This is a genomic window from Belnapia sp. F-4-1 (assembly GCF_000802185.1).
Taxonomy (GTDB): Bacteria; Pseudomonadota; Alphaproteobacteria; order Acetobacterales; family Acetobacteraceae; genus Belnapia.
Map to the genome: position 1 here is coordinate 2,998,495 of NZ_KN676113.1, position 14,570 is coordinate 3,013,064.

Annotated in this window: 16 protein-coding genes; 10 read left to right on the plus strand and 6 right to left on the minus strand. The window is 69.1% G+C overall.

Features of this window, described 5'->3' with window-relative positions; translation table 11 throughout:
- Positions 1-14: 14 nt before the first annotated feature.
- Positions 15-587 carry a carboxymuconolactone decarboxylase family protein gene (locus tag LH62_RS14095; RefSeq protein WP_043362223.1) on the minus strand — a complete coding sequence of 191 codons (573 nt, stop codon included), beginning with the start codon at positions 585-587 and terminating at the stop codon, positions 15-17.
- 163 nt (positions 588-750) lie between these two features.
- Here LH62_RS14095 and ettA point away from each other — a divergent pair, with 163 nt between their 5' ends.
- The 5 genes from ettA (at position 751) to LH62_RS32375 (ending at position 4,122) form a co-directional block, all read left to right on the plus strand.
- Positions 751-2,430 (plus strand): energy-dependent translational throttle protein EttA, encoded by a 1,680-nt coding sequence (gene ettA / locus LH62_RS14100; protein WP_043365822.1) that lies wholly within the window; start codon positions 751-753, stop codon positions 2,428-2,430.
- A gap of 8 nt (positions 2,431-2,438) precedes the next feature.
- The gene (locus LH62_RS14105; protein ID WP_043362225.1) at positions 2,439-2,963 is read left to right on the plus strand and encodes a GNAT family N-acetyltransferase; all 525 of its coding nucleotides are present in this window, start codon (positions 2,439-2,441) and stop codon (positions 2,961-2,963) included.
- 35 nt (positions 2,964-2,998) lie between these two features.
- On the plus strand, positions 2,999-3,145 hold the full coding sequence (locus LH62_RS31520) for a hypothetical protein (RefSeq protein WP_201445500.1): 147 nt from the start codon (positions 2,999-3,001) through the stop codon (positions 3,143-3,145).
- Between the two features lie 288 nt (positions 3,146-3,433).
- Entirely contained in the window at positions 3,434-3,883 is a 450-nt protein-coding gene (locus tag LH62_RS32370; RefSeq protein ID WP_201445501.1) for a DUF305 domain-containing protein, read from the plus strand.
- Between the two features lie 26 nt (positions 3,884-3,909).
- Positions 3,910-4,122 carry a DUF305 domain-containing protein gene (locus tag LH62_RS32375; RefSeq protein ID WP_255359993.1) on the plus strand — a complete coding sequence of 71 codons (213 nt, stop codon included), beginning with the start codon at positions 3,910-3,912 and terminating at the stop codon, positions 4,120-4,122.
- Here the strand turns inward: LH62_RS32375 and LH62_RS14115 are convergent.
- The gene (locus LH62_RS14115) at positions 4,119-4,757 is read right to left on the minus strand and encodes a phospholipid-binding protein MlaC (protein WP_043365823.1); all 639 of its coding nucleotides are present in this window, start codon (positions 4,755-4,757) and stop codon (positions 4,119-4,121) included. The two genes, LH62_RS32375 and LH62_RS14115, sit on opposite strands and share 4 nt — an antisense overlap.
- Before the next feature lie 24 nt (positions 4,758-4,781).
- Positions 4,782-5,600, minus strand: coding sequence for a VacJ family lipoprotein (locus LH62_RS14120; RefSeq protein WP_052214453.1), 819 nt, complete (start codon positions 5,598-5,600; stop codon positions 4,782-4,784).
- Positions 5,601-5,952: 352 nt separating this feature from the next.
- On the opposite strand from LH62_RS14120, the gene metF reads away from it, so the two are divergent.
- Complete coding sequence (gene metF / locus LH62_RS14125) at positions 5,953-6,921, plus strand: methylenetetrahydrofolate reductase [NAD(P)H] (protein ID WP_043362228.1); 969 nt, start codon at positions 5,953-5,955, stop codon at positions 6,919-6,921.
- Here metF and LH62_RS14130 read toward each other — a convergent pair.
- Positions 6,893-7,861, minus strand: a complete 969-nt coding sequence (locus LH62_RS14130; RefSeq protein ID WP_043362231.1) for a tripartite tricarboxylate transporter substrate binding protein — start codon at positions 7,859-7,861, stop codon at positions 6,893-6,895. The genes metF and LH62_RS14130 overlap by 29 nt on opposite strands.
- A gap of 118 nt (positions 7,862-7,979) precedes the next feature.
- Here LH62_RS14130 and LH62_RS14135 point away from each other — a divergent pair, with 118 nt between their 5' ends.
- Both LH62_RS14135 and LH62_RS31535 read left to right on the plus strand, forming a co-directional pair.
- Positions 7,980-8,792 carry a phytanoyl-CoA dioxygenase family protein gene (locus LH62_RS14135; protein WP_043362232.1) on the plus strand — a complete coding sequence of 271 codons (813 nt, stop codon included), beginning with the start codon at positions 7,980-7,982 and terminating at the stop codon, positions 8,790-8,792.
- Positions 8,793-8,845: 53 nt separating this feature from the next.
- Positions 8,846-9,325 carry a DUF2171 domain-containing protein gene (locus tag LH62_RS31535; protein WP_082012569.1) on the plus strand — a complete coding sequence of 160 codons (480 nt, stop codon included), beginning with the start codon at positions 8,846-8,848 and terminating at the stop codon, positions 9,323-9,325.
- Between the two features lie 37 nt (positions 9,326-9,362).
- Here the strand turns inward: LH62_RS31535 and LH62_RS32520 are convergent, their stop codons facing one another.
- Positions 9,363-10,868 (minus strand): family 16 glycosylhydrolase, encoded by a 1,506-nt coding sequence (locus LH62_RS32520; protein ID WP_082012570.1) that lies wholly within the window; start codon positions 10,866-10,868, stop codon positions 9,363-9,365.
- Positions 10,766-11,185 (minus strand): hypothetical protein, encoded by a 420-nt coding sequence (locus tag LH62_RS14150; RefSeq protein ID WP_144404486.1) that lies wholly within the window; start codon positions 11,183-11,185, stop codon positions 10,766-10,768. The genes LH62_RS32520 and LH62_RS14150 overlap by 103 nt, the downstream gene beginning before the upstream one ends.
- 269 nt (positions 11,186-11,454) lie before the next feature.
- On the opposite strand from LH62_RS14150, the gene LH62_RS14155 reads away from it, so the two are divergent.
- Positions 11,455-13,674: an ATP-dependent helicase gene (locus LH62_RS14155; protein ID WP_043362240.1), complete on the plus strand. Its 2,220-nt coding sequence runs from the start codon at positions 11,455-11,457 to the stop codon at positions 13,672-13,674.
- Positions 13,674-14,561, plus strand: coding sequence for a 50S ribosomal protein L11 methyltransferase (locus tag LH62_RS14160; protein ID WP_043362243.1), 888 nt, complete (start codon positions 13,674-13,676; stop codon positions 14,559-14,561). Before LH62_RS14155 ends, LH62_RS14160 begins: the two co-directional genes overlap by 1 nt.
- Positions 14,562-14,570 lie beyond the last annotated feature (9 nt).

Here is a 14,570-nt window from a genome sequence, read left to right on the forward strand (position 1 = left end):
GTGGATGGTGCGGTTCAGCGCCGCTCCGTCTCCGGCACCGGCACGTCGAAGCCGTTCAGCGTCACCGAAACCATGCAGTAGAGCCCGACCAGATAGATCAGCTCCGCCGCCCCATGCTGGCCGAACGCCTCCACGGCCTGCTTGTAGCTCAGCGCCGGCAGCACCCCGCCATTCACCAAGGCGGAGGCAATGTCATAGGCGATGGCCTGGTCGCGCGGCAGGTCGCCCGGCCGCTGGCCGGCGACGATGGTCGCCAGCGTGTCGTCGGCGAGGCCGCGTTGCTCGGCGGCGATGACATGCGCATAGATTTCGTAGGCCGAGTGGAAATGCGCGCCGGTGACGAGGATGGCGATTTCCCGCACCGGCTTCGGCAAGCTGGTGGAGAAGGAAAGCGCCTTGGTCAGCTCCCAGATCGGCCCGCCGAATTGCGGCTCGTGCAGCCAGGGATTCCATGGGCCAAGCAGGGCACCGTCGCCGTCGATGGTGGCGAAACCCTTGAAATTCTTCTCGATGCCGGCCCGCATGTCGGCATAGAGCGGCTTCTGCTCCTCGGTCAGCGCGTCGGGCTTGATCAGGGGAAGGCGCATGGTGACATCCTCTCGGTTGCGATGCCCGGCGGTGGGCCGGGGCCCTCGGCCGCATGGCATCGCGTTGATCGGGGCGCGGACCGTCCCATGCCCGGGCGCCGCTTTCAATCACCGGCCCCCTTCGCTAGAACCCAGAGCCAAACGCCCCGCAGGACCGATGCCCATGGCCTCCTACCAGTACGCCTATGTGATGAAAGACCTGACCAAGTCCTATCCGGGCGGGCGCGAGGTCTTCAAAGGCATCACCCTGTCCTTCCTGCCCGACGTGAAGATCGGCGTGCTCGGCCCGAACGGCGCCGGCAAGTCGACCTTGATGCGCATCATGGCGGGGCAGGACAAGGAGTATGGCGGCGAGGCCTGGGCGGCCGAGGGCGTGCGCGTCGGCTATCTGCCGCAGGAGCCGCATCTCGAGCCGGACCTCACCGTCGGCGAGAACGTCATGCTCGCCTTCAAGGAGATGAAGGCCCATCTCGACCGCTTCAACGAGATCTCCCTCGCATTCGGCGAGGAGATGTCGGACGACAAGATGAACGACCTGCTGGCCGAGCAGGCCGACCTGCAGGAGAAGATCGACGCCGGCGGCGGCTGGGAGATCGACCGTACCGTTGAGATCGCGCTCGACGCGCTGCGTTGCCCGCCGGCCGAGAGCCCCGTGACCACCCTTTCGGGCGGCGAGCGGCGGCGCGTGGCGCTCTGCCGCCTGCTGCTCGAGAAGCCCGAGATGCTGCTGCTCGACGAGCCGACCAACCACCTCGACGCCGAGAGCGTCTCCTGGCTCGAGAAGACGCTGCGCGACTACTCCGGCGCCGTGCTGATCGTCACCCACGACCGCTACTTCCTCGACAACGTCACCAACTGGATCCTCGAGGTCGATCGCGGCCGGGGCATTCCCTACCAGGGCAACTACTCCGCCTACCTTGACCAGAAGCGCAAGCGCCTCGCCCAGGAGGAGAAGGAGGAAAGCACCCGCCAACGCCAGCTCGCCGAGGAGCAGGAATGGATCGGCCGCAGCCCCTCCGCCCGGCAGGCGAAGTCGAAGGCCCGCATCCAGGCCTATGAGGAGCTGCTGGCCCGGAGCCTGGACAAGGCGCCCGACCCAACCGAAATCCAGATCCCGCCGGCCCCGCGCCTCGGCAACACCGTCATCGTGGCGGACGCCATCCGCAAGGGCTTCGGCAATCGGCTGCTGATCGACGACCTGTCCTTCAAGCTGCCGCCGGGCGGCATCGTCGGCGTCATCGGCCCGAACGGCGCCGGCAAGACCACGCTGTTCAAGATGATCACCGGCGTCGACAAGCCCGATGCCGGGACCATGACTGTCGGCGAGAGCGTGCAACTGGGCTATGTCGACCAAAGCCGCGACAGCCTCGACGACAAGAAGACCGTCTGGCAGGAGATCTCCGGCGGCCAGGACCAGATCACCATGGGCAAGCGCACGGTGCCGAGCCGCGCCTACTGCGCCGCCTTCAACTTCAAGGGCGGCGACCAGCAGAAGCCGGTCGGCGTGCTCTCGGGCGGCGAGCGCAACCGGGTGCATCTCGCCAAGATGCTGAAGAACCCGCACAACGTGCTGCTGCTCGACGAGCCGACCAACGACCTCGACGTCGACACGCTCCGCGCGCTGGAGGAGGCGCTGGCCGACTTTGCCGGCTGCGCCGTCATCATCAGCCACGACCGCTGGTTCCTCGACCGCCTGGCGACCCACATCCTCGCCTTCGAGGGCGACAGCCATGTCGAGTGGTTCGAGGGCAACTTCCAGGCCTATGAGGCCGACAAGCGACGCCGCCTGGGCGCCGCGGCCGACCAGCCGCACCGAATCAAGTACCGCCCCCTGACCCGGTAGGGCAGGGCATGGGCCATGCGCATCCCGTGCCCTTGCCGGCACGGCTGGTCCGCACCGCGCGGCTGACCCTCGCGCCACCGGGCAAGGAGAACCTGCCGGACCTCGTCCGGCTGAAGGGCGACCCGCGCGTCTTCGAGCTGATGCTTCACGGCGTCCGCACGGAGGCGATGGCGCGGGCCGAGCTGGAGGATGACATCGCCTTCTGGGCCCAGCGGGGCTACGGCACCTGGTGCGTCTTCCATACCAAGAGCGGGGAATTCCTCGGCATCTCCGGACTGATGGAGCGGCCGGATGGCCGCGGCATCGCGCTGCGCTTCGCCCTGTGGCCGGAATGCCGCGGCCATGGCTATGCGCGCGAGGCGGCAAAGGCTGGTCTGAAATTCGGACATTGCGCCGGGCTCGCCCGCATCATCGCCGTGGCTTGGGAGAACAACCATGCCTCCCGACATGTGCTGGCGGATATCGGCATGGCGCAGTGCGACGCCTTCGACTACCGCGACCGCCGCATGATCGTCTACGAAAGCCTCGCATGAGCCTGCCGCCGCCGGGCCCTACTTGGCGCGCGGCCATGGTGCTCGGACTCATCACCAGCAGTTTCTCGACGGCGGTTGCCCAGCTCCTCGCCGCCCGCATCGGGCGCGATGCGGCGGTCGACTGGATGATCGTCGCCGCCATCCCGATGCGCGACGGCGTGCTGCAGCAGGTCCCGGACTAGGGCACGCTGCTCGGCGGCATTCTGTTCCACCATTGGGCGGACTGCTCCTGGGCCATCGCCTTCTTCGGCCTGCTGGGGCGGTGGACGGCCGGGCTTCGCCCCTGGCCGATCCTGCTGATCGGCCTGCCCTGGGCCGTCCTCACCTCCGCCACCGAATGGTTCGTGCTGGTGCCGCTGCTGCCCTTCTAGCAGCCGATCTTCACCCTGAACCAAGCCTATTGGATCGGCCTGCTCATCCATCTCGGCTCGGCCTCGCTTTATCCGCTCTTCCCCTGGCTCCAGGCGCGGATGGCCGGGCGCGAGCCGGGCCCCGGTATCTGCCGCTTCACCCGGTTATGGGTCGGGCTGGCGGGTATGGGTGTATTGGGCCTCGCCCTGTTGGCCCTGCTTGACAGCCGGGGGCGCGAACTACCGCATTGGGGTGCCGGTACTGCTTTCGATGCCGCCTGTATTCGGCGGATGGCCGCCCACCATGCCCAGGGCGTGGGGCTCGCCGAACTCGGCGCCGAGCGGGGCGCCGCCCCGCGCTTGCGTGACTTGGCCCGGCTGATGGTGGCCGAGCAGCGCGGCGAGATCGCCATCCTGGCGCAATGGCACCGAAGCTGGTTCGGTGCGGACCTGCCGCCCGCGAGTCACGAGGACCACGCATCCATGCCCGGCATGCTCTCCTCGACGACATTCTGGGCGCTGCGTGCCGCCCGGCCGAGGCTTTCGACGCCGGCTTCGTCGCCGCCATGAGCGTCCACCGCCGTGGAGCAATCGCCATGGCAGACGAAGCCCTCCGCCGGGCCGCCGACCCACGCCTCCGCCTGATGTCGCATGCGGTCCGCCACGAGCAACGGGGCGAGATCGCGCTCATGCAGGGGATCGAAGGCTGGGCCGCGGTCCGGACGGCGGTCGGGAACATGCTCCTTCCCGCTGGCGCGGCGGCGATGGATCAGCCCGGTTCGCTGCCGCCCGGGCTGGAGCCGCCCTAGCGCCCCTGCTCCCGCTGCGCCAGCTGCTGGATCTGTCCGCGCATCGCCGTCAGCAGCGCCGCGACCGATCCGTTGTTGCGCTGGATCACGCTGGAATACTCGCTCCGCTGGGTCAGCCGCAGCGAGGTCCCCTCGGCGATCACGTCGACGACCTTCGGCTGCCCTCCGACATCGGCGACGCGCCAGTCGAGCGAGAAGGGGGCAGTGTTCGGCCGCTCGATGACGGTGTTCACCAGGACGTCGTCCTCCGTCCGCTGCTGCGTCCGGCCGAGCGAGAAGCGCACGCCCTGGTACTCGCCGAAGCGGGCGGAAAGGTTGCGGATCAGCGTCTCCTCGAAGAGCTTCAGGTACTCCTGCTGCTCCTGCGGCGAGGCCTGGTTCCACCAGCGGCCGAGGATGAAGCGGCCGACGCGCTCCACATCGACGGCGCGACGCAGGACGGCGGCGACACGCTGCCGCCGCACCGGCAGGTCGCGGGTCTGGTCGTTGATCGCCGCCACCAGCTCCTGGCCGGTGGTCTGGATGAAGTTGGAGGCGCGGCCGATATCCGCCTGGGCCTGCGCCGGCCCGGCGAAGCCCGCCACGGTGAGGAAGAGGGCCGTGCCAAGAAGGGCACGGCGGTCGAGGTCATGCATGGTCATCTGTCTCCCGGACCGGCCTTACCTGCGCTGCTGGTCCATGCCGGTGCCAACGCCGAATCCCGTGCTGGTTGCCGCCGCGGGCGCAACCTCTCCCGCATTGCTGATCTCGGCGGCACGGCGCTGGCGATAGGCGCTGCGCAGGGTGGAATAGGGGTCGAGCGAGGTGCGGTTCACGTCGTCGATGGTGTTGATGAGGCCCTCCCGGGTATCGACCACGGTCGCGCCGGCGCGGCCGTAGACCAGCCCATCCACCACCGCGCCCTGGCCGAACCAGCTGAGCGGGTCGGAGACGATGCCGAGGCCGAAGCCCACCAGGTCGCGCGGGTTGGAAGGACCGAGCACCGGGATGAACAGGTACGGCCCTTCGCCGATGCCCCAGCGCGCGAGCGTCTGGCCATAATCCTCGGCATGGCCCCGCACGCCGAACCAGCTCTCGGCGACGTCAAATATGCCGGCAACGCCGAGCGTCGAATTGATGACGAAGCGCCCGAGCGTGTCGCCCGCCCGGCGGGGTTCGCCCTGCAGCATGTCGTTGGCGAGGATCACCGGCGTCCGCAGGTTGCCGAGCACGTTGCGGACGCCCGTCCGCACCGGCTGCGGCACCACGGCCCGGTAGCCGACCGCCACCGGGCGCAGCGCATACTGGTCGATCGTCTGGTGGACGGCGAAGAGCCGCCGGTTGGTCGGCTCCGCCGGGTCGTTGTTCTGCCGATACTCGGCCGTCGCATCGGGGTCGGAGGCGGGCGGGCGCGTCGCGCAGCCCGCGAGCAGCACGGCCGCCAGGAGCGGGGCGGCGAGGGCGGCCCGGGAGGGGCGAAGTCTGATTGGCTGACGCATCGGTCCGGTTGCCCTCATCGGTCTTGGCATGGTTGCGGAGAAGCCAGGGATTCATCGGCAGGATGCCATGCATCCCCATGCCGTGCCGATAGGCCCGCCGCTGAAGCATGATCGCCTGGGACGTAAATCATGTGACAAAACAACACGCTAAACAAAATTCGGACAGGTGGGATCACCTGGGGGGGACAATTCGCCCGTTTTCACGACGATCCGGAGTGATCCCCGCTGGCCCAGCCGGGCGGAAGCCGCTCCGGAACACGTATAGCATTGATCTGCTGTAACCGATAACGCTGCAAACTGTTTCCCTGCGTGACGCTTGCGGAGGTGAGTGGCAATGGGCAGATAGTCCGCCATGGACCATGCCCTTCCCGAAGTTCCGCCGCAGGGAACCCTGCAACGCTGGCTGACCGGCCCCCGTTTCGGTGGCCTGCCGAACTTCGCGGAATTGCCGCCGCCCAAACTCTCCTTCGAATTCTTCCCGCCGAAGACCGATGCGCTGGAAGCCCAGCTCTGGTCCTGCATCCGCCGGCTGGAGCCGCTGCGGCCGTGCTTCGTCTCCGTCACCTATGGCGCGGGCGGCACCACCCAGGCCCGCACCCATGCGACCGTGGCACGGATCGTCAAGGAAACCAGCCTGACCCCGGCCGCCCACCTCACCTGCGTCGGTGCCTCGCGGGCCGAGGTGGACGAGGTGGCGCGCGGCTACTGGGATGCAGGGGTCCGCCACATCGTCGCCCTCCGCGGCGACGCGCCGGCCGGTGCCGAGCGCTACGAGCCGCACCCGGAGGGCTATGCCTATGCCGCAGACCTGGTGGCCGGCCTCACCCGCATCGCCCCCTTCGAGATCAGCGTCGCCGCCTATCCGGAGACGCATCCCACAGCCCTCTCCTCCGATCATGACCTCGACAACCTGAAGCGGAAGATCGATGCCGGGGCGACCCGGGCAATCACCCAGTACTTCTTCGACAGCGAGGTCTTTCTCCGCTTCCTCGACCGTTGCGCCGCGGCCGGCATCACCCTGCCGATCGTCCCCGGCATCATGCCGGTCTCGAACTTCAACCAGATGAGGAAGTTCTCCGCCATGTGCGGCGCCGGCGTGCCGGACTGGATGGGCCGGCTCTTCGAAGGGCTGGACGACGACCCGGAGACGCGGCGGATGGTCTCCGTCATCATGGCGGCCGAGCAGGTCCGCCTGCTGCAGGCGAACGGAGTCGATGAATTCCACTTCTACACGCTGAACCGGCCGGATCTGGTCTATGCCATCGCCCATATCCTGGGCGCCCGGCCGGAGCCTACTCCACCCGGATCCCCTCGGCCTTGATCAGCTCTCCCATCCGCTGCCGCTGATCGGCGAAAAACGCCCCGAACTCGTCCGGCCCGCTGCCGACCGGGATCATGCCGATCTCGCCGAGCCGCTTCACCGCCGCCGGGTCGCGCATCCCGGCCGCCGCTGCCTCGGCCAGCCGGGTGACCGCTGGCTCCGGCGTTCCCCGCGGTGCGTAGAAGCCGAGCCAGTCATAGATGTCGAAGCCGGGGAAACCCTGCTCCGCCACCGCCGGCACCATCGGCAGGTTCGCCAGCCTTTCCCTGGTGCTGACGGCAATGCCGCGCAGCCGCCCCTCGATCACCAGCGGCGCCGCCTGGGGCAGGGTGGAGAAGACGAATTCCGCATCCCCGGCGAGGACGCCGGCCACGGAGGCCGCCCCGCCGCGGTAGGAGACATGGTTGGCCGACACCCCCGCCTGCCGCAGCAGCATGGCCGGCGCCAGATGCGTCGCCGTCCCGGTGCCGGAGGACGCGTAAGGGATCTGCCCCGGCGCCGACCGCAACCGCGCCAGCAGCCCTTGCAGGTCCCGCGCCGGATGGTCCTGGCGTACCACGCAGATCAGCGGCGACTTCACCATCTGGCTGATCGGCACCAGCGCCGTAGCGAAGTCATAAGGCAGGCCCGGGATCAGCAGGTTGTTCACGGCCCCCGCCGCCGTATCGGCCAGCGTGGTATAGCCATCCGGCGCCGCCTGGGCGACCACCCCGGCCCCGACCGAGCCGCTCGCCCCCGCCCGGTTCTCCAGCACCAGCGGCTGGCCGAGCACCTGCTGCATGGCGGGCGCCGCCAGCCGCATCGGGATATCCGCCCCACCGCCCGGCGGCCAGGAGATCACCACCCGCACCGGCCGGGTCGGCCATGGCTCGGCGCGGGCCAGGTGCGGCAGGGCGAGCGCCACCGCCAGCAACGGGCGGCGGGGGATGCGGTGCGGCATGGCGGAACCTCCCTTGGCGTTGCGGCCCATCCTGCCGGCAAGCACCGCCGCCCGAAAGGCTTTGGGGGGCGACCTGACCGGGCGTACACTCCAGGCAACGCCACAGGAGGAAACGGCGATGCAGCACCAGGGCCCGCTGAATGCGGAACAACTCCGCCAATTCCAGGAGGAGGGCTGGCTTTTCCTCCCCGAGACCTTCAGCCTGGAGGAGGTCGCCGTCCTCGCCCGCGAGGCGGAGGCGATCTATGCCGAGAACCGCCCGGAGATCTGGCGCGAGAAGTCGGGCGCCCCGCGCACCGCCTTCGCCGCCCATACCTTCAACGAGGCCTTCCGCCTGCTCGGCGCCCATCCGCGCCTCGTCGGCCCGGTCGAGCAGATCTTCGGCGAACGGCTCTACATGCACCAGTTCAAGATCAACGCGAAGGCCGCCTTCACCGGCGATGTCTGGCAGTGGCACCAGGATTACGGCACCTGGAAGCGCGACGACGGCATGCCCGAGCCCCGCGCCATGAACATCGCCGTCTTCCTCGACGAGGTGATGCCGATCAACGGCCCCCTCATGCTGATCCCCCGCAGCCAGGCCCATGGCACGCTGGAGGCCGGGCACGACACCAGCACCACCTCCTACCCGCTCTGGACCCTCGATGACGCCATGGTGACCCGGCTGGTGCAGGAGGGCGGCATCGTCGCCCCGACCGGCAAGCCGGGCGGCGTGCTGATGTTCCACGGCAATCTCGTCCATGGCTCGGCGCCAAACATCACCCCCTATCCGCGCAAGATCGTCTACCTGACGCTCAACGCCGTCTCGAACCACATCCGCACCCCGACCCGGCCGGACTGGATCGCCCATCGCGACTTCACGCCGATCGAGCCGGTCCCGGCCGAGGCGCTGACCGACTACGCACGCCGCTGGAAGCAGGCGGCCGAATAGGCATCCCCGCCGGCTCTCGCCCGTTGCTGCCTCCGACAGCAAAGGAGGCAGCGATGTCAGGCTCTGGCGAGATTCGCCCACATATGGAAGTGGTCGGCGCCGATGGCGTGCATGTCGGCACGGTGGACGGGCTGGAGCGCGGCGCGATCAAGCTGACGAAGCAGGACGACCCTGACGGCAGCGGCCGGCACCACCACCACATCCCGCTCGGCGCCATCCGCATAATCGAGGGCGACCGGGTCTGGCTGACCATGCCAGCCAGCCAGGCCCGCGCCATGGCCGTCGGAGGCCAGTCGCCGGAGGACATGGAGGAGGGCAGCGCCGCAACCGACGAGGCCGGCATCGCCCGCCCGGACCGCACCGGCATCTCGCCGATGGAGGGCGGCGCCACCGGCAACATCCATGGCGGCGGCACCATGGCGCCGAGCGGCGGCGGGGCAGGGGGCACCGCCTCCTACAGCCAGGGCAGCGGCGGCGGCATCGCCCACGACCCGAACATGGACCCGAGCGGCCGCGGCGACCCGGACCGGTAGGCGGAAGGGGCCGCCGCGCGGCGGCCCCGCCCCTTGTTCACCCGAGCCAATCATAGACCCGGACGAAATCGACCATGATGTCGTAGCGGGCCGGCGCATCCGCGCCCGGCGCGCCGCCATACCAGGTGTCGCTCGGTACCCCGACATGGCCCTGCAGCCCGACCGTCATCTTCATGGTCGGGACGTTCTGCGTGTAGGTGTGCATCACCTGGCCATTGACGGTCATCGACACCCGGTCCGGCGTCCACTCCAGCCCGTAGACATGCCATTGGGTCAGGTCGATGTCATAGATATGGCTCTCGTACACGTCGCCGCCGGTCACCGGGTCGGGCCAGTGCTGGGCGACCATCCCGTTGCCCTTCGGCGTCTCGAGGATGTCGAGCTCCGGCGGCCAGACGCCGTTTGCTGCCGGCCAGAGCAGGAAGCACGGCCCCATCCCCGTCACCTCGGCGCTCATCTTCGCCATGATCTCCACCTTGCCATAGGTGAAGGCGAAGCCCGGGTTCCATTGGTTCAGCGTGGTGGAGAGGCCGCCCGTCGCCCAGCTGCCGTCGGCCATCTTGGTGATGCCGATATCGAGCATCCCGTTGCCGACGCTGACCTGCGAGTTGTCCCAGCGGAAGGCGCCGTTCCAGTAGGTCGCGCCGCCATAGCTGATCGGCCACTTGGTCGAGTCGACCCGCGTGCCGCTGAAATCGTCGTTGAAGATCAGGTTGCCGAACTCGCCGGAGCCCGTGGAGGGCGCATAGGTCCAGGACGGGTCGACCAGCGTGTTCATCGCCGCGCCGCTGACGCCGGCCAGCATCACCGTGTCGCCCGAGCCCGGCCCGTAATGCACCAGCGTGCCGCTGATGCCGCCCACCGACACCGCCTCCTGCCAGACGGAGAAGGTTCCGTCGGTGGTGATGGAGAGGCGGTCCTCGCCCGGCCTGAAATCGGAAATGATGTCGGCGCCGTCGCCCGGCTTGAGGACGAAGACGTCGGCGCCGGCGCCGCCGGCCAGGCTGTCGTTGCCGAGGCCGCCGGTGATCGTGTCGCCGCCGCTGCCGCCGCTGATCGTGTCCGCGCCCAGCTTGCCGGTGAGCACGTCGTTGCCCGCCGTGCCGGCGAGGAGGAGGGTGTCGGAGGGCGGCGGCGCCTCGAAGAACGAGAAGCTCTTCACCCCGGTCGAGCCGAGAAAGAGGCTCGAATCCGAGACGTCGGCGCCACCGTAGCTCGCCCCCTCGACGTAGAGGTTGCGGTCCTGCGCCACCGAGCCGCCGTCGGTGAGGAAGTTGACGTCGACCTTGTGCGTGCCGGCGGTCCAGTCGCCCTTCAGGGTCAGCGTGTCGTACTGGCCCGAGCCCCGCAGCGCGGAGGCGGTGAAGGTGCCGCCGATCTGCACGCCATCGACCTTCACGGTGTACTGCGCGCTACCCTGCCAGTGATCCTGGGTGAGCTTCAGGACCAGGCTGTCCGACCGCTGCCGGCGGTGAGGGAGAGGGGGTTGAAGCTCGTCTGCGCCACATTCGCCGCCGGAACCAGCGACGGGTTGGTCAGCCATTCGAGCTTCGAGGTGGTCAGGCCGGCCAGAAAGATCGAATCGCTCCAGGAATCATTGTAAACGACGCTGACGCCCTGGATACCGTTGACGGTCGTCTGGTACACCCAGGGGTTGTAGCTGCCGCTGGCGATCGACAGCCGGTCCACCCCGAGCTGGAAGTCGTTGATGATGTCCGCCCCGTCGCCGGTCCTGAAGGCGAACAGGTCTGCCCCGGCCCCGCCGGTCATCAGGTCAGCGCCCGTGCCGCCGGTAATGGTGTCGGCCGCCGCTGCTCCCTTCAATGTGTCTTTGCTGGAGGTACCTGTGATGACGGGCATGGGGGGATCTCACTAACAACAACCGAGGAGCACCCTCCTGTCCCCGTATACAACTTCAAGTTGATAAGGCCGTCAAACTAAAACCGCGTGAATCGCAACCAATCCGCGTGAGTTACATCAAGCGCCGGCCAGGCCTGGTCCGCCAGCGCCAGCCGCACCCGCTGATCCAGCGGCACCGTGTCACGGAGCCCGGACGAGTTGAGGAGGCAGGCAAGGCAGGAGGTGCCGATGCGGTTGGAGAGGTTCGTCGAAGGTTCTATAGCTGAGGGGTGTCCGCACCACGTCCCCACCCCCCTTCGCCCGGCGACGACTACCTCGCCCGCCTCAACCCCGAGCAGCGGGAGGCGGTCGAGACCCTTGACGGCCCGGTGCTGATCCTGGCCGGCGCCGGCACCGGCAAGACCCGCGTGCTGACCACGCGCTTCGCCCATCTGCTGAAATCCGGCCGCGCCTGGCCCGGCCAGGTCCTCGCCGTCACCTTCACCAACAAGGCGGCGCGCGAGATGCGCGAGCGCGTTTCCGCCATCCTCGGCCAGCCGGCCGAAGGCCTCTGGCTCGGCACCTTCCACGCCCTCTGCGCGCGGATGCTCCGCCGCCATGCAGAGTTCGTCGGCCTCACCAGCGCCTTCACCATCCTCGACACCGACGACCAGATGCGCCTGCTCAAGCAGGTGATGGAGGCCGCCGGCATCGACCTGAAGCGCTGGCCCGCCCAGGGGCTGATGGGCCAGATCCAGCGCTGGAAGGACCGCGGCCTCGCCCCCGACCGCGTCACCCCGGCCGAGGACACGGACTACGCCGCGGGCAAGGCGCGCGGCCTCTACGCCGCCTACCAGTCCCGCCTGCGCGACCTCAACTGCTGCGACTTCGGCGACCTCATGCTGCATGTGACGGAGATCTTCCGCACCCGGCCCGAGGTGCTGGCCGACTGGCAGCGGCGCCTGCGCTACATCCTGGTCGACGAGTACCAGGACACCAACCTCGTCCAGTACTACTGGCTCCGCCTGCTGGCGCAGTCGCACCGCAACATCTGCTGCGTCGGCGACGACGACCAGTCGATCTATTCCTGGCGCGGCGCCGAGATCGAGAACATCCTACGCTTCGAGAAGGACTTCCCGAACGCCAAGGTCGTCCGCCTCGAGAGCAACTACCGCTCGACCAAGCCGATCCTCGCCGCCGCCTCCCACCTCATCGCCCACAACAGCGGCCGCCTCGGCAAGACGCTGCGCGCCGGCCGCAACGATGCCGAAGGCGACAAGGTCCGCGTCGTCTCGCTCTGGGATTCCGAGGAGGAAGCCCGGATGGTCGGCGAGCGGATCGAGGCCTTCAAGCGCAGCGGCCACAAGCTCGCCGAGATCGCCATCCTGGTCCGCGCCGGCTTCCAGACCCGCGCCTTCGAGGAGCGGCTGATCACCCTCGGCCTGCCCTACCGCGTCATCGGCGGCCTCAAATTCTACGAGCGCGCCGAGATCCGCGACGCCATGGCCTATCTCCGCGTCCTCGCCCAGCCGGCCGACGACCTGGCCTTCGAGCGCATCGTCAACACGCCGAAGCGCGGCCTCGGCGACACGGCGATGCGCCGCATGCACGAGATCGCCCGCGCCGAGAGCATCCCGCTCGCCGCAGCCGCCCATCGCCTGCTGCCGAACCTCACCGCCAAGCCCCGCGCCGCCCTCGGCGAGCTGCTGCACGGCTTCGCCCGCTGGCGCGAAGGGCTGTCGAAGGAAGGGCATGTCGTCGTGGCCGCGACGCTGCTCGACGAGAGCGGCTACACGGAGATGTGGAAGCAGGACAAGTCGCCCGAAGCCCCCGGCCGGCTCGAGAACCTGAAGGAGTTCATCCGGGCCCTCGGCGAGTTCGAGAGCCTCGCCGGATTCCTCGAGCACGTCGCCCTGGTGATGGAGAACGACGAGAACTCGGATGGCGACCGCCTCTCGCTGATGACGCTGCACGCGGCGAAGGGCCTGGAATTCGACACCGTCTTCCTCCCCGGCTGGGAGGAGGGCCTCTTCCCCCATGCCCGCGCCATGGAGGAGGGCGGCGAGAAGGGGCTCGAGGAGGAGCGCCGCCTCGCCTATGTGGGCATCACGCGCGCTCGGAAGCAGGCCATCATCTCCGCCGCCGCCAACCGCCGCATCTATGGCAACTGGTCCGCCTCCGTCCCCAGCCGCTTCCTCGAGGAACTGCCGGCCGCCCATATCCGGCGCGAAGGCAGCGCCAGCATGGCCCGCCAGCGCGTCGCCGAGATGCCCTCCGTCTTCACCGGCGCCGGCGGGCTGCAATCCCGCAAGCCGCGGGTGATCGAGGCCGGCGCCTGGGAAGTCCAAGCCCGCCCCTCCCACGCCCAGCCGCTGAAGCCCGGCGAGCGCGTCTTCCACAAGAAATTCGGCTATGGCCGGGTGACGGCGGTGGACGACAACCGCGTCGAGGTCGATTTCGAGAAATCCGACCCCAAGCGGGTGCTGGACAGCTTCCTGGAGCGCGCCTGATGCTGTCCCGCCGCCGTGCCGAGCCGTTGGAAGTGCTCACCATCGAAGGCTTGCCCGAGGTGGCCATCCCTGCCTTCGAGGCCGCCTTGCAGACCGTCTGCGCCACGGTTGCCTATTTTCGCGAGGAGCCGGCCGAGACTTGGCGCCTCGAAGGCGTCCGCGAGGCCGGCGCGCGTGACGATGAGCTGGAAGGCGCGCTCGCCCTGGCGGCCCTGGTCTCCGGCATCGACATGCCCGCGCTCCAGGCCGGCCCGATCGAGGCCGAGGGCTGGCTCGCCCGCACCATCGAGAGCTTCCCCGAGGCGCCGGTCGGCCGCCGCTTCCTGATCCGCCCGACCCACCTGCCGAATCCGCGGGAGCACGGCCGCATCGTCCTGCGGCTGGATGCCGGCCTCGCCTTCGGCAGCGGCGAGCATGCCTCGACGCAGGGTTGCCTCATGGCCTTCGAGGGCATGGCGCATCGCCGCCCGCGCCGGATCCTCGATCTCGGCACCGGCTCGGCGATCCTCGCCCTTGCCGCGGCGCTGTGGCTGAAACGCCCCGTACTGGCGACGGATATCGACCCCTGGTCGGTCCGCGTCGCGCGGGAGAATGCAGCGCTGAACGGGGTACAGCGCCTGCTGCATCCGCGCCTGGCGGATGGCTGGAAGAGCCGGGCGATGCAGGCCCGGAATTACGACCTGGTCTTCGCCAACATCCTTGCGCGGCCGCTCTGCGCCATGGCGCATGAGCTGGCGGCGCATCTGGCCCCGGGCGGCACCGCCATCCTCGCCGGGCTGCTCGGCACCCAGGCACGGATGGTGCTGGCGGCGCATCGCCGCCAGGGCCTCAGGCTGGAGCGGCGCATTGATATCGGCGCCTGGACCACGCTGGTCCTGCGCCGGTAGCGATGCCCC